At 54.6% G+C, this 14942-nt stretch carries 14 protein-coding genes; 1 reads left to right on the top strand and 13 read right to left on the bottom strand.

Annotated elements, in window-relative coordinates; genetic code table 11:
- Positions 1-4: 4 nt before the first annotated feature.
- The 9 genes from G403_RS0116440 to G403_RS23670 form a co-directional block, all read right to left on the bottom strand.
- Positions 5-805: a CheR family methyltransferase gene (locus G403_RS0116440; RefSeq protein WP_027854954.1), complete on the bottom strand. Its 801-nt coding sequence runs from the start codon at positions 803-805 to the stop codon at positions 5-7.
- A gap of 39 nt (positions 806-844) precedes the next feature.
- Complete coding sequence (locus tag G403_RS23685; protein WP_051299165.1) at positions 845-1384, bottom strand: chemotaxis protein CheW; 540 nt, start codon at positions 1382-1384, stop codon at positions 845-847.
- An 11-nt stretch (positions 1385-1395) separates the two neighbouring features.
- On the bottom strand, positions 1396-3360 hold the full coding sequence (locus G403_RS0116430) for a HAMP domain-containing methyl-accepting chemotaxis protein (RefSeq protein ID WP_027854953.1): 1965 nt from the start codon (positions 3358-3360) through the stop codon (positions 1396-1398).
- Positions 3361-3450: 90 nt separating this feature from the next.
- On the bottom strand, positions 3451-3990 hold the full coding sequence (locus tag G403_RS0116425; protein WP_036234241.1) for a chemotaxis protein CheW: 540 nt from the start codon (positions 3988-3990) through the stop codon (positions 3451-3453).
- Positions 3991-4015: 25 nt separating this feature from the next.
- Positions 4016-6178, bottom strand: coding sequence for a chemotaxis protein CheA (locus G403_RS0116420; RefSeq protein ID WP_027854951.1), 2163 nt, complete (start codon positions 6176-6178; stop codon positions 4016-4018).
- Positions 6171-6503 (bottom strand): STAS domain-containing protein, encoded by a 333-nt coding sequence (locus G403_RS23680; protein ID WP_051299164.1) that lies wholly within the window; start codon positions 6501-6503, stop codon positions 6171-6173. The genes G403_RS0116420 and G403_RS23680 overlap by 8 nt, the downstream gene beginning before the upstream one ends.
- A 19-nt stretch (positions 6504-6522) precedes the next feature.
- Entirely contained in the window at positions 6523-6888 is a 366-nt protein-coding gene (locus G403_RS0116410; RefSeq protein WP_027854950.1) for a response regulator, read from the bottom strand.
- Between the two features lie 30 nt (positions 6889-6918).
- A complete protein-coding gene (locus G403_RS25695; protein WP_051299161.1) occupies positions 6919-8115 on the bottom strand; it encodes a methyl-accepting chemotaxis protein in 1197 nt (398 codons plus the stop codon).
- 312 nt (positions 8116-8427) lie between these two features.
- Positions 8428-10116 carry a BCCT family transporter gene (locus G403_RS23670; protein WP_084404079.1) on the bottom strand — a complete coding sequence of 563 codons (1689 nt, stop codon included), beginning with the start codon at positions 10114-10116 and terminating at the stop codon, positions 8428-8430.
- A 196-nt stretch (positions 10117-10312) separates the two neighbouring features.
- On the opposite strand from G403_RS23670, the gene G403_RS23665 reads away from it, so the two are divergent.
- Positions 10313-11851 carry a GGDEF domain-containing protein gene (locus tag G403_RS23665; protein ID WP_036234238.1) on the top strand — a complete coding sequence of 513 codons (1539 nt, stop codon included), beginning with the start codon at positions 10313-10315 and terminating at the stop codon, positions 11849-11851.
- On the opposite strand, the gene G403_RS0116390 is transcribed toward G403_RS23665, so the two are convergent.
- From G403_RS0116390 to G403_RS0116375, 4 genes are all read right to left on the bottom strand, one after another.
- Entirely contained in the window at positions 11838-13304 is a 1467-nt protein-coding gene (locus G403_RS0116390) for a diguanylate cyclase domain-containing protein (protein WP_027854949.1), read from the bottom strand. The genes G403_RS23665 and G403_RS0116390 overlap by 14 nt on opposite strands.
- Positions 13285-13911 carry a chemotaxis protein CheC gene (locus G403_RS23660; protein WP_036234235.1) on the bottom strand — a complete coding sequence of 209 codons (627 nt, stop codon included), beginning with the start codon at positions 13909-13911 and terminating at the stop codon, positions 13285-13287. The genes G403_RS0116390 and G403_RS23660 overlap by 20 nt, the downstream gene beginning before the upstream one ends.
- The gene (locus tag G403_RS0116380; protein WP_027854948.1) at positions 13911-14288 is read right to left on the bottom strand and encodes a response regulator transcription factor; all 378 of its coding nucleotides are present in this window, start codon (positions 14286-14288) and stop codon (positions 13911-13913) included. Before G403_RS0116380 ends, G403_RS23660 begins: the two co-directional genes overlap by 1 nt.
- Before the next feature lie 339 nt (positions 14289-14627).
- The coding region (locus G403_RS0116375; RefSeq protein ID WP_027854947.1) for an FAD-binding protein at positions 14628-14942 on the bottom strand (315 nt) is incomplete at its 5' end.

The following is a 14942-nucleotide window of genomic DNA, read 5'->3' as shown; positions in this document are numbered from 1 at the left end:
GTTATTAGCGATCCTCTTTCCTGTAAACAGAGGGTCGAACCATCCTGATCGAACTGTTTACACCGTGCAAGCTCTCGGAGTGGCTGGTAATGATATATCCCCCCGGCTTCAACGCCTTGAGAACATTGGCAACCACCTGTTGTTTGGTCGGCTGATCAAAGTAGATCATCACATTTCGGATGAATATGAAATCGAAACTACCAATCGACGGTAACGCCTCCGTCAAATTGATCTGCCTGAACTCGATACCCCCGCGTATCTTGCGATCGATCGTGAAGCTGCCGTCATACTGCCCCACGCCCTGCAGACAATAACGTTTAAGGTAGTAGGGCGGAATACTGAGATTATCCTCTTCGGGATAGATCGCTTTTCGCGCCCGTTCCAGCACCCGCGTACTAATATCGGACCCCAGCAGCTGCCAGCGCCCCGCTCCCAGCACATCATCCAACACCATGGCTAGCGTATAAACCTCCTCGCCCGAAGACGAGGCGGCACACCAAACCCGGCAGCGCTCAAAGCGTTGTTCACGCAACGTATTGGCAAGAAAACGAAAATGCTCCGGTTCGCGGAAAAAATGAGTCTCGTTGGTGGTCAGGTGATCGATCATCACCTGAAGCTCGTCGTGACCGTCACTGGACGTGACAAGGCGGTAATACTGGCCAAAGCGATCAAACCCGTAGTGGTTCAAACGACGCTCGAGCCGAGTGGCCAGCATCACTTTTTTGCGTTCGGTCAGATGAATACCGGCACGCGCTTGCAGCAAGCGCGCAAACTTCTCAAATTCATCATCCGAAATGTCGTGCATACGCGTTCCAGGCGAGAGAGGCGGAGGAGAAGCGGCGCGTCAGACGCCCGCCTCTTCCAGTTCCGTTTTGGCTTCCTGATTGAGGGAAAGTTCATCGATATCCAGAACACGGGCGAGATTCAGCAATACGATGAATGCATCATCTACCCGTGCCATGCGATCGATATACTCACGCCGGATGCCGGCACCGAACTCCGGTGCCGACTGAATGTGGTCATCGTTGATTTCGACAATCTCGCTGACTTCGTCCGCCAGCATGCCGATGGTCTGGCGCTCGCCGTCCCACTCAAACTCCACAACCAGAATCACCGAGCGACGACCAAACCGGAGTGTTTGCCCCCGGAGTCTGTGAGCAAGGTCAACCACCGGTGCCACGTTCCCGCGAAGGTTCATCACGCCGTGCACGGAGGCATGTGCCTTGGGTACACGGGTCATCGATGTAACCTCGATTATCTCCTTAACATCGAGGATATCGATGGCGTAACGATTATTAAGTACCCGGAAGGTCAGGTATTGCCCGGCCCCTTCCGAGCCCTTCGCCTCTTCAACGCCTGTCGCTTCGGCTTCTCGCTGTTCCATAAACCCAGCTCTCAGTAACGTTTGAAGTCGCTGTCGTTGTAGTCATCGTCATCGCTGCGCGTGCTGGCCTTTTTCTCAGCCGCCTTGTACGCGCCACTGCGCTCCTTGGCAGCGGGTACCGCTTTGGTGCGCTTTTTCTTACTTTCCGACTGAAGCTGGAAGAAGGCAACAGCATCCTGCAGCGCTTCGGCCTGACTGCTGAGCTCTTCCGCTGTGGCTGCCAGCTCCTCAGAAGAGGATGCGTTCTGCTGGGTTACGCTATCCAGCTGTGACATGGCACCGTTGATCTGGTCGATACCGGAGGCCTGTTCAACAGAGGCGGCCGTAATTTCCTGAACCAGGTCTGCAGTCTTGGTAATGCTGGGTACCATCTCCTCAAGCAGTTTACCGGCCTCTTCCGCAATGGATACGCTGTTGGTGGCCAGTTCATTGATCTCCTGAGCGGTCACACGGCTGTTTTCAGCCAGCTTGCGCACCTCTGCCGCGACTACCGTGAAGCCCTTGCCATGCTCACCGGCACGGGCCGCTTCAATCGCCGCGTTCAGAGACAACAGGTTGGTCTTGTAGGCGATATCTTCGATCAGGCCGATCTTGTTCGCGATCTCCTTCATCGCCGCGACGGTGCGCTTAACCGCTTCGCCGCCCTTCTCTGCTTCGCTGGCCGCTGTAGTAGCCATCTGGTCGGTTACTCGGGCGTTCTCGGTGTTCTGCTGTACCGAGGCGTGGAGCTGCTCAACCGAGGAAGTCGTTTCTTCCACACTCGCCGCCTGCTCGGTGGCCGCCTGACTGATGGTCTGGGCCGAGGCATTCAGCTCGTTGGATGCACTGGCCAGGCCATCGGCACCGCTGCGCACCTGCTCGATGGTCGACGTGAGGTTCTCGACCATGTTGATCATCGCCTTGTACACGCCGGTCGCCTGCTCGCGGTTTTCAAACTCAACCTGCAGATCACCTTCAGCGATGCGGTTAGCGATCCTTTCCATATCACGGGGCTCGCCGCCCAGCGGTTTCTTGACGATACGTACCAGGAACCATGACATGAAAATCGCGACAATGACGGAGCCCAGGGAAACCCAGAACACCACCGACATGGTGGTCATGTTACTGGCCTGCACACGCGGACCCAGCTCGTTCTGCTCGTCAATGATCGAGAGCTTCACATCCTCGGTGGCATCGGCGATCACCGGACCGATTCGGGTCATCTCCGCGACCGCTGTGTCTCGCTCATGCAACGCCACGCTGATCTCATCCAGGTTGCGGCCGTACGCTTCCATATTCTCAGTAAAGGTACGTAGCATGGCTCTGAGTTCAGAGTCGTTCAGGGCCCGATTCAACTGCTGTACGGCGTCGGCAAGGTTATTATCGATCTCGTCGTGAGCGCGCGCGAGGTCCGCTTCGCTGCCGGTATCGATGTACTTCATCACATACAAACGCGCCAGCAGCAGATACTCCTGAGCCCGCCCGGCCAGGTAGGTCCCACCTGTGTTACCGGCCCGGTTTGTCGCCTCGATGATATCGGTCATCGCGACCTGCATATCCGTACCGATTCTGGCCAGCTCCTCGTTTAGGATTTCACTGGAGCGGTCAATTTGACTGACGGCTGCCTCGAATGCGCGCTCGTAATTATCCAGCTCACTGTTTACCAGCTGCATTTTCTCAAGGCGTTCGGGCTCATCGATCATCTCGAGCGACTCGTCGGTCAATTTGCGCAACGCGGAGAAACGGTCGTTGAACCGCTGGATATCCTCCTCGCGCTGAGTCACCAGGTAATCTTTGGTCAACAGCTGCGCCATCAGCATATTTGCCTGAACCCGGCCCGCCTGATTCGCATCCCGTGCGGAATCCCGGTACTGGGTAAAGCCATCCACTGAGGTGGTCAGGCCCAAATACGCCGTAGTGGATACGATCAGCAGCAATACAACCACTGCCGCGTAACCAAGACCGATCTGTGCGCTGAGCTTAAGGTTCTTAAACATTGTTGTGCTCCGCTTCCTTGAAACGTTTGAATGCCATGTTTGTTATGAGCCCTGCCAGTTGGCTGCCTCGCAGCCCACCCACGTATTGGGTCAGTTTTTCGAGGGAGACTGCGCAATATCCCCCGCCTGAGTCACCTCGTGCCGGGAGAGCACCTGATCGGTGTCAAGCAACACGATTAAATGCTCGTTGACCTGGGCCATGGCTTTAATAAACCCGGTGTCCACCGCATCGCCCAGAGACGGTGGCGGTTTTATATTGCTGGCCTGGACATCGACGATCTCACGAACCTCGTCGACCAGCAGCCCCAGTGTCTGTTGTCCCGGACCGCTGTACACGGTCACCAGAACCACACAGCTGCGTGGTGTCAGGTCGCTGATATTGCCCGTCAGTTTGGCCCCCAGATCAATCACCGGAACCACCCCTCCACGCAGGTTGATCACTCCACGGATCAATACCGGTGCTTTGGGCACGTGGGTCATATCAACGACTTCGATAATTTCGTTCACCACCAGTATGTCGACGGCGAACAGCTCCTTTCCGGAGAGAAAGGTTAAAAACTGTCCGCTGCCACTGGCCTGCTCACCGAAATCAGGCACCGTACTCTGTGTGTCGTCCGTTTCTTTCGCCAAAACCGACTTCGCCTCCTGCAACAACCTAATGGACGCCCATCTGCGCCATGGCAGTATGAATCAGCCCCTGCACGTCGAGAATCAAAGCGACTTCCCCACTGCCTAACACGGTCGAGCCACTGATACCCTTAAAACCCTGAAATATCTTGCCCAGAGGCTTGATTACGGTCTGCAACTCGCCATGCAGTTCATCAACCACAAAGCCCGCTTTGTTATTGCCGATCCTTACAATCACCAGGCTTTCGCGCTTATCTCTCGCCGAGTCGGAAGTGGGGATCTCCAGGAAACTGGTCAGCCGCAGGTAGGGAAGCACTTCACCCCGAAGGTTGACGTATCGCCGCTCTTCACTGAGTTCCCAATCCCCGCTGTCCATCTCGACACACTCTTCCACCATTGACAGCGGAATGATGTAGCGCTCATTTTCAGCACCCACCATAAACCCATCGATGATCGCCAGGGTCAGCGGCAGGTGGATCGTGACCGTGGTACCTGCACCCAGTTCAGTATCGATATCGATAATGCCGCGCAGTGCTTCAATATTCCGCCTCACTACGTCCATACCAACACCGCGACCGGAGAGGTTATTCGCCTTCTCTTTGGTGCTCAGCCCCGGTGCAAAGATAAGCTGATAGAGCTCCTTGTCCGACAGAACCTGATCCGGCTTAATCATGCCGATGGCTTCAGCCTTAGCGCGAATCTTGTCCTTATCGAGGCCCGCTCCATCATCCTTGATCTGGATAACGATATGCCCGGAGTCGTGATAGGCGTTAAGCTCAAGGGTCCCTTTAGCGGGCTTGCCCTGGCGGGCACGCTCGCGAGGGCTTTCAATTCCATGATCCAGGGCATTCCGGACCAGATGGGTCAAGGGATCATTGATCTTTTCAACGACCGTTTTATCCAGCTCGGTGTCGCCGCCGTTGATCACCAGCTCGATCTCTTTATCCAACTCTTTGCTGACATCGCGCACGACACGACGGAACCGCGAGAAGGTCTCACCGATCTGTACCATTCGCAGTTGGAGTGCGTTATCCCGAATCTCTTCGATCAGATGCTCAGCGGACGCGATCACCTCATTCATATCATTGAGGCCATGCTTCTCGGTCATCAGCTTGATGGCGGCGTTGGAGATCACCAGCTCGCCAACAAGGTTTATCAGACGGCCCAATTTGTCCGAGTTAACACGGATCAGGCGCGCTTCCTGGGTCGCCTTTTGACGCTCCTGCGCCTGTCGGCCGAGCGCCTTGTTAACGACCGCTTCACTCACAGCTTTACGCTGTACCAGAATTTCTCCCACCGGCGCCGAGGGTGGCTTCTCGCTCTCCTCATCCTCAGGTGGCGTTCCATCCTGAGTAATCTGAATCTGAAGACTTTCGCTCAGTTCGTGGGACGTGATCGCTCCAACCTCCAACAACATCTCACCCAAGCGGCGCGTGTGATCTTCCGGGAGCTCATCAACCAGCTCAAGAAAGTGTTGTTCGATATCATCCGGTGGCAGGATACGGATATCACAGTCATCCTCGGCGAACTCGAACACGGAGGCTATGTCGGACTTGGCAACCTCGCCACGGAAAACGATATCAAAGCCCAGGTAACAGCTCTCCGGGTCCGCTTCGTCAGCCGGAGGCAGACGATCATCATGCAGAACCAGATCCACTACCTCCCCCATGTTTGAGAGATAGTTGATAAAAGACACTGGGTCGATACCGTTGCGGAAAGCATCAGCCTTGAACTCCAGTGAGATCAGCCAGTTTTCGTTGGCCGGCCCCGAGGCCTCCTCTGCTGCTCCTTCCACCTGATCTTTTACTGAGGCGGGTGCCTCTCCTGTCAAACGGTGCAACAGCGCTGCGCCCTGCTCCAGGGTGTCGTCACTTAACTCGCTGGCGGTTACCTCGGCGACCAGGCGTGCCGTATGGTCCTTACACTCCAGCAACAGCGCCGAAAGCTCAGAATCGATCGAGCGAGCCCCACTGCGCACTGTATCCAGCACCGTTTCTACCGGGTGGGTGAAAGTGACAATAGGGTCAAAACCGAAGATACCCGCCGCACCTTTAATCGTATGCATGGCGCGAAAAACACTGTTGATCAGCTCTTCATTACCCGGATCATCTTCAAGCGCAAGAAGGGCGTCCTCCATCTGCACCAGAAGCTCATCAGCCTCCTGGATAAACGTCTGAGTCGCGTCATCCATGGCTGACTCCTTCACTGGACGACTCTTCGGTCACGGCCAGACGTTCGCTCAGCCTCAGCAGCGTCAGGACGCGGCTGACCGCCTCATTGGGGCTGACAAGTTCAAGCTTGCCGTGCTGGTGCGCTACTTCGTTTTTCAGCAGCAATAACAGCTGTACACCGGCGCAGTCGATCTCGGATACTTTATTGAGGTCGAGCTTTAGACTGCGAAACTCACGGGCCCATGCAAACAGTTTCTCCGCATGCATCGCCGCCGTGTAAATGGTCAGCTCATCATCGACAGTTACGTAGCCTACATTGTCAACTTTTGTTATATCCAGGCTCACCGCGCTTCCTTACTCGCTGTTACATGATCAGTTTTGAAACGGCATCCAGCATCTGGGGTGGCTGAAACGGCTTGACGACCCAGGCTTTGGCACCCGCGGCCTTGCCCTCTGCCATTTTGTCTTTACCTGCCTCGGTGGTCAGCATGATCACGGGCGTAAATTTGTAGCGGGGATTTTTCTTCAACTCTTTAACGAAGGTGATGCCATCCATATTGGGCATGTTCACATCACTGATAATCAGGTGGATCTTGTCACCGGTCAGCTTGCTTAATGCATCACGCCCATCACGCGCTTCAATGACCTGGTAGCCGGCCCCCCGCAACGCGATTCCCACCACCTGGCGGATCGATGCGGAATCATCAACAACCATTATCGTTTTATCCATGGATCTTTAACGCCCCTTGGCAAACTCGCTTCAGAAAAAACTGATTGAACCGCTCTCTGCGGTTTCTTCATCTTGCCTTTGTGCCTTGCCTGCACCGTCATGCTTACGATGCTGCTCAACAGTGGTGTAAGTCGACTTCATCTTAGCCAGCAAACCCTCAATATCAATTGGCGACAAAGTATCGCCGCGGTCATAGGCTGCCTGACGCTGTTCTACCTCTTCACCAATCTCGGTCATACTCAGTGTGACCTGCTCCAGGATCTGGCTTACGCGGTCCTGAAACTGTAGCTCAACCAAGACCTGCTCAACTTCACGGCGCACCTCGTTATTGACTTCCAGCAGACGTTCACCATCGTCGATCAATGCAGCTGCGCGTGCTTCCAGGTGAGCAATCACCTCGTTGATAAAGTTCTCACCCTCATCGATGGTCTTGTCTTCCTGCTCTCGAGTTGTCGAGGCGTGCCGGATAATCTCCTGCATCGAGCCTTTAACCAGTTCCAGCTTGTCGGAAATCTGCTCGCCGGTACCCCGGGACTGATCGGATAACTTGCGCACCTCATCTGCCACCACCGCAAATCCACGCCCGGCGTCGCCGGCACGGGCCGCCTCGATAGCCGCATTCAGCGCCAGCATGTTGGTCTGCTCCGCAATTTTACCCACCGAGGATGCCATCTCATCCAGATCTGTCGCTAGCGTATCCAGGTGCTCAATTTTTTCGAAAAGACGGTCGGTGACTTCATCGTAGGATTTGAGTTTTTCGAACAACATGGTCAGGCGGGCTTTATCATTCTGCAGCTCAGCGCCATCATCACCGCCACCAAGACCACCCTGTCGGGAGCTTTCGATCAAGCTGACCAACGCACCGAAACGGCCCGACAGGTTATTAACGTTTTCATTACCCAGTTCGCGGCAGGTCTCGATATGGCGATTCCAGACCGGCACGATGCGTCGCCAGAGCGTGCTCAACTCATCCCGTGCGGTACGAAGCACTACCTCCGGCTCCGGTTCATCCGAGGGCTGCCCGGAACTGGCGGCTTTATCGGCGACCAGCGCTGTTTTCTGCAGCCACAACGTACCCATTGCCAAAACAACACCAATGACGATATTTAACCCCAGAACGGGGTACAGAAGGCCCGGTGACGAATGGACCAGATAAATGGACGCCGCACCCGCCAGTCCCATCAGAAGCGGAAAGGTGGTTACGAGTATGGGTCTAAACCCTGTCATTGTTCTACATCTCCATATGCGGTCGGAAACCCGCCAAACTCCAGTCATGATAGGCCGGTTTTCTGAAAACCCACAACCGTACCGTTCCATACTGACTTCGAACGGCAGCGGTAACGGACGACCCCTGAGCCAAGGTTCGTACCAAGTGTTCGGGTCAGGCTGAAGAATACTTACCGAACAAACCTGAAAATCATGTTATCAAAAATGTCCCTTTTTACATCCACCTTGTGCGAATTTCCTTACCCAGATCAATCCACTGATACCCATTTTCCAACGCCGTCGATCAGCCTATAAGGGATTGGAAGTATTCGATTACGATTCTCTATGATCCGATCGCTGTGCACCCTTTTCTTCTGCATGGTGAACCACAGCCCGAACAGGCTTGGCAGAATCGGTTAGCTCAGATTCCTCCTCAAGTGGAATATCCCCAGCCACTGCCCATGGCTCTGCCGGGCCTGCTTTCTTCTCACCCCTTCGAGCAGCCCAACGCTCGTGTTTAAGCGCATGTAAAAGCCCCGAAGCCATCATCAGCACAATAACCGAGAACGGCAGAGCCGCGGCGATGACCGCCGACTGCAGAGTCTCCAGACCTCGGGCCAGTAACAGGACGGCAGTCAGCAGACCGAGGAAAATGCCCCAGAGAATCCGGTGACCAGCCGGAGGATCGGTATCGCCTCCAGAAAGAATGGTCGTGATCACCAGAGTGCCGGCATTAGCCGACGTGATCAGATAGGTCGCAATTAACAGGATCAACAGGCCCGAGACGTAGGGCGTCATCTCGCCCAGTGCCATACCATCAATGGTGACAAAGAGCGCTGAGGACGCATCCCGATAGACAGCCTCGATAATGCCGCCCTGGCCAAACAACTCCTGATGCAGTGCCGTTCCACCAAACAGGCCGATCCAGATAATTGTAATCAGTGTGGGGACCAGCAGAACACCGGTAACGAACTCCCGAAAGGTTCGCCCACGTGAGATCCGCGCAATAAACATCCCCACAAAGGGGCTCCAGGCCAACCACCACCCCCAGAAAAACACCGTCCACTGCGCCTGCCATTCACCGTTATGGGTGGCATTCGTATGGAAAGTCAGGCGCAGAAGGTTCTGTATATAGTCACCGGTCGCTTCAATGGTGATGCCTATCAGATACTGTGTCGGCCCCAACAACAACATGAACAGAACGGCGGCAATACTGAGCCAGAAGTTCATCTCCGAAAGCATGCGTACACCGCGGGAAACGCCGGAGACGACAGAGGCCGTCGCGATAAACATCAATGAGGCGATGACTATCAGTTGCAGGTTGGTGGAGCGTTCAATACCGAACACCTGCTCCAGTCCCGAGTTCATCTGCTGGACACCCAGACCCAGGGTTGTCGCAATACCGAACACCGTACCGAACACCGCCAGCAGATCCACGGCATCACCTGCGCGCCCTTTGATATGGTCTCCCAGCAGGGGCTTAAGTGCAGACCGTACTGTCAACGGCAGGTCATGACGGAAGGCGAAGTACGCCATCACCAGCCCAACAAAGGAGAAGATCGCCCAACCGTTTATTCCCCAATGAAAGAAGGAGAGCCGCATGGCCACGATAGCGGCGTCACCATCCACGCTGCCAAACTCGACAAACGGATTGTTCTGAAACTGCATGATAGGCTGAGCCACGGACCAGAACAGAATGCCGACGCCGGTGCCGGCCGCAAACAGCATGCTGACCCAGGAAAAGAAGGTAAATTCCGGGCGTTCATCATCACGCCCCAGGCGCACATTTTTATAACGACCGGTTCCGAGCCAGATCATAAAGAAGAGTAGAAACGCGACCAGGAGTACGTAGTACCACTCCAGAAACGGATTTAAAAAAGCACGAAGTTGCGCCAGTGACGAGGCACTGGCCTCCGTAAATAGCGTTCCCGCCGCCAACGTCCCGATAACGATCAACATCGCTACCAGGCTCATAACCGGATTCATCCCCTTGAAAACACCGGACTGTGCCTGGTTGTACACGCAACCTCCTTTGACTGACTGCAAATATCGACAATAGCGGAACAAATACTATTTGAAGGATTTGTTTTTGCAACAGTAACGGCACCCTGAGCCGTGGAACTCCCCGCTACACATACGGGTATAAGAATGCAAGAATAGCGACGAGACGAAAGGATAATAACGCCCGCCGGGCCTCGGCACTGCATGGAGCCATACAGTGGCAGTAACAACAGAAGATTGGCGCAGCAAATATAGATCGTTGGCGCATGAAGTCGAACAAAGTCAGCAAGCGCATGACACAGCAATTGAGGATATGCGCCGCCTGGTCACCCAGGTTGATGTTGCTGTCCATGGACAATCCCCCGATCTTGATCAGTTACTTGGGACACTGGCCGGTGACCTGCAGTCCGGCAAGCTCGCCCGTGTATCCGAATTAATTCGGAAAACCGAACCGCTTGTCCGCCAACTTGACGAAGCCAGAGCGACTCATGCCAATGAACTGATCTCCCGAATCAACGACTGGGTATCGTTTTTATCCGCTGAGGTAACCGAACAACAGGCGGTCGAGCTCAACTCAATCAGACAACGTCTGGTAGACGAACCGGAGACAACGCAACACCTGCCGGAGGTGATTGATCGGCTTATTAAACTGCAGAAAGCACACCCCGGTCGTGACGTTCGAACGATCGACTCGGACGACCTGTCTCAACAAAGCGATGTCATAAGCAGCCGTCTGGCCAAGCGTTTGCTGGAACTGATTCAACAGTTAAATATACCCGCAGAGCATAGAGCCAGTGCTCATAAACTGGTCGAAAAGCTGGAAGCCAACCCCGATGTAGCCGAGCTGGAGCAGTGTCTCGAAGAGGCTTCTGCGCTGGCCAGGGTATCCGGCGGCACTATTGAAACTGAGATTCAGGACTACCTGCTCAAGCTGAATGACCAGCTCGCCTATTTGAGAACCTTCCTGGATAAAACCGAAGAAAGCGCAACCCAGCAGCTTAATCGAAATAACCTGCTGGATCAGACTGTCCGACACGACGTAAAGAAAATCAGCCTGACCGTTAAGAACTCCAATGATCTTAATGAGCTCAAAGCGGCAGTCAACGAACAGTTGGCCAGTCTTATAAAAGCGGTTAACAACCACAAAAAACAGGATAATCAGCATATCGAGCAGCTGCAAAAAGAGCGCAAGGAGCTGTTAAGCCGCCTGGACCAAATGGAGCAGAAAGCAGATCACTTCCGCCAGGCCGCCGAAGAGGCCCATGTAAAATCGCATACGGACCCGCTGACCGGATTACCCAATCGACTGGGCTATGATCAACAGCTTTCAAAGGAAATAGAGCATTACAAGCGGTATGGCATCGCCTTTTCCCTGTGTGTACTCGATATCGATCTGTTCAAGGGAATAAATGACAAGTACGGCCACATGGTTGGTGATAAGGTCTTAAGATTAACGGCCAAAGTGATACGCGGTTGCCTTCGAGGCTCGGATTTCGCCGCACGGATCGGCGGCGAAGAGTTCGTTGTAATTATGCCGTCAACCAGCGGAGACGCAGCTCGCCAAGCCGCCGAGAAAATCCGCAAAGCGATTGAAAAGAGTCCGTTCAATTTTCAGAGCAATCCGGTAAAAATCACGATTTCTATCGGCCTTACCGGCATCAGGACGGACGATACCGCCGGTTCATTGTTCGGCCGTGCGGATAAATACCTTTACAACGCAAAGCACGAAGGAAGAAACCGGGTTATTGGAGACTGAGACGATGAACGCGATGCTTGCCCAATGCCTTGGCTTTGTACATGGCGTCATCAGCCTGCGTCAGCAAGCCATCGGCACTGGTGGCGTCATCCGGGAAAATAGCCAGACCAATGGAGGCGGACACCATCAGCTCCAGAGCCCCCCGGACCACCGGCTCACTGAGGCTACGAAGGACCTTGCGAGCCACCCCTTCCGCCGCGTCCGGCGAAGATAAGGTTTCAAGAATCACCACAAATTCATCGCCGCCGATCCGTGCACAGATATCGCTGCCGCGTAACTGCTGGGTCAGGCGCGACGCCATCACCTTCAGTAGATCATCACCCGCATCATGACCGTGCTGGTCATTGATCTGCTTAAAGCCGTCCAGATCGATAAACAGTAGCGCGAACTGGTGCCGCTCCCGCTCGGCAAGGTGTACAGCCTGGCTCAGATGTTCATTTAACAGACTGCGGTTCGCGAGCCCGGTGAGCGGATCATGCATCGCAAGGTAGCGTATCCGCTCCATCTGGCGGTTGCGCTCGACGGCAATACTGGCCAGATGCGCAATTCGTTCGAGCAGTTGCCGATCCTGATCGGAGGGCGATCCCGTGGTACAGGGGTAGACCGCGAAAACACCCAGCGTCTCTCCCTTAGGCGCGATAATCGGCATAGCCCAACAAGCCGCAACACCGGCCTTTTCCGCCAGTTGTCGCCAGGGCGCCCAATTCACATCCATGGAAACATCGGGGCAAACCGCCAGTGTCTGCCTTAACGCTGCATAACCACAGGTGGCGTTTTGTAACAGCTTTGGGTCTTCCTGTCTGGCCCGGGTGAACTCCAGATGAAGGCTGGGCGCACTTTTTATGGCTAACTCTTCACCACGTTCGTTACTGAGAAAGACGGCCGTCGTTGAATGCGGTATCAACTTTTCTGCGGTGGAGCACAGCGTATCAAGAATATGCTCCAGCGAATCACTGGCCGCGATCAGCTCAAGCACTTTGCGCTCCAGCTTTAAAATTCGCTCACTGGCCCGTAGATGCTTTTCCCGCTTCACGGCATAGGTGATGTCCACGCACTGCAATAGAGTCAGATCCGAATTGGTCTGAGGCCTCAACATGATCGACTGATAGACGGGCTGCAACTCACCACTGGGCAAACGGCGGCTCAGAGGCAACAGTTTCTTATGCATCTGCCAGGACAGGATGCGGCTCATCCGCAAGCGGCAGGCGTTTTCGACCGCTTCGGTCAAGGCATCAGGCAACGCCTGCTCAAAGACCTGTTCAAGCGTTCGATTCAACGCACTGTCTGAACCGATTCCGGTTAACTCAGCGAACCACCGGTTCCATAGCTGAATACGGCCCTGATCATCAAGCAGTAATACCCCGCCCTCCAGACTGTCCATCAGTTCCAGACAGTCCAGATCCTCACTGCATCGGGTTCCAAAATGCGACTGTTTATCCGGTGAGGTCTGCAAGATAACTCCTCAACGACTTCAAAAAGATATCCGCTGAATTAAGGTCGATGATGAAGGCGAGATAGCCTCTTAATGCACTGTTGCGCAAACTGAAATTAATCTGAACCAGCATGACCAGCGAGTCGGTGGCCGGCGGATCATAAAGGCTCAACTCGCTGGACAGCTCCTTCGAGCTCACATTAAACGCCCTTGGGATATCCGTTTTGATACTTTCCTTGAGCTGATTCGCCAGTGTCGCCAGGCAGTGATTCAGGAGGATATTACCGAGCTCCGCCAACGTCTCGTGTTCGAGCTCGGAAATCTCATCTGCACTGAGCTCCTCGCCAATGATGGCATTAACGAGCTCCAGGCTTCGCGCTTCCGGAAACAGCAGTGCTGCCCGGCCGTTAATAAAGCCCTCGAAGTCCTGTGAAACACCCGCTAAGTGGGGCGGCAAATCCTTGCGGAAAGCCACCTGGGCTTCAGGCACAGAGATAAATTCGAGCCGGGGAACAGACAGCAGAACTTCATCATTCACAAGCTGAGAAAGCGCATTCGCGGCGCGCCCGACCCCCAGGTTCATGAGTTCTACGATCAGATCGTGCTCATCGGGCGTGAACAGATCCATTACGCCTCTCCCCGGATAAACAGGCCAAGCTGGTCTACGTTGATCGGTTTGGGTAGAAAGGCAAGCCCAATGGACCGCGCCCGAGCCGCCAGGGCATCCTGAATATTAGCCGTTACCAGTGCCATACGTGTGTCGGGATACTTGGCTTTCAACGCCTCAGCCAGCTCAAGTCCATCGCGGCCCGGCATATTGAAATCGATCAGCGCCACATCCGCAGGTTTCGACTCGCCAGCCAGAACCGCTTCCGCCTCATCAGCGGAGCTGGCCTGCAGCATTTCCATATCGATGGAAAGTGACTGCAATATACGCATTAATGTCAGACGTGCAATCCGGCTATCATCAACCACCAAAACTCTTAAAGCCGCTTCATTTGCCATCGTTCAATGCCACCTACACGCCTGAAACTAAACCTCCGATTGTAACAAAAAACCATCAGAGTGATACGTCTACGTTAGGCTACATTCGAACGTTTTTTTCATATAACTCCTTTACATACATGGATCGAGGCCCAGCAGACTGGGGCCGGTGCGGCCCCAAACCCCATGCTTTTGACGTCGATTTCGCAGGGTTGAGTCAAGGGACAGCAGGGTTTCTGTTCACTGACCGTCTGCCGCCAGGGACGGCGGCAGACGAGCCCCCATGGACGGGTTTATGGCGTGTCAGGCAGGGGGAGTGCCGCCGACGGCACCGGTCTCCAAAAAGCTTACAGGCTTCTATCAGAGCTTTGACTCCAACTCCGGCAATACCTCAAACAGATCCCCTACCAGCCCGTAATCGGCCACCTGGAAGATCGGGGCTTCCTCGTCCTTGTTGATCGCCACGATCACTTTGGACTCTTTCATCCCCGCCAGATGCTGTATGGCACCGGAGATACCGACCGCGATATAGAGCTCGGGGGCTACGATCTTACCGGTCTGGCCCACTTGAAGGTCGTTGCTGACAAAACCGGCATCCACCGCCGCGCGGGAGGCACCGATGGCGGCACCCAGTTTATCGGCCACTTTTTCCAGCAGGGCAAAGTTCTCGCCGTT

Origin of the sequence: Marinobacterium litorale DSM 23545, assembly GCF_000428985.1 — a bacterium.
GTDB classification, from domain to species: Bacteria; Pseudomonadota; Gammaproteobacteria; order Pseudomonadales; family Balneatricaceae; genus Marinobacterium_D; species Marinobacterium_D litorale.
The sequence above is the reverse complement of the archived record's forward strand: the minus strand, read 5'-3'. Positions and strand labels throughout refer to the sequence as shown.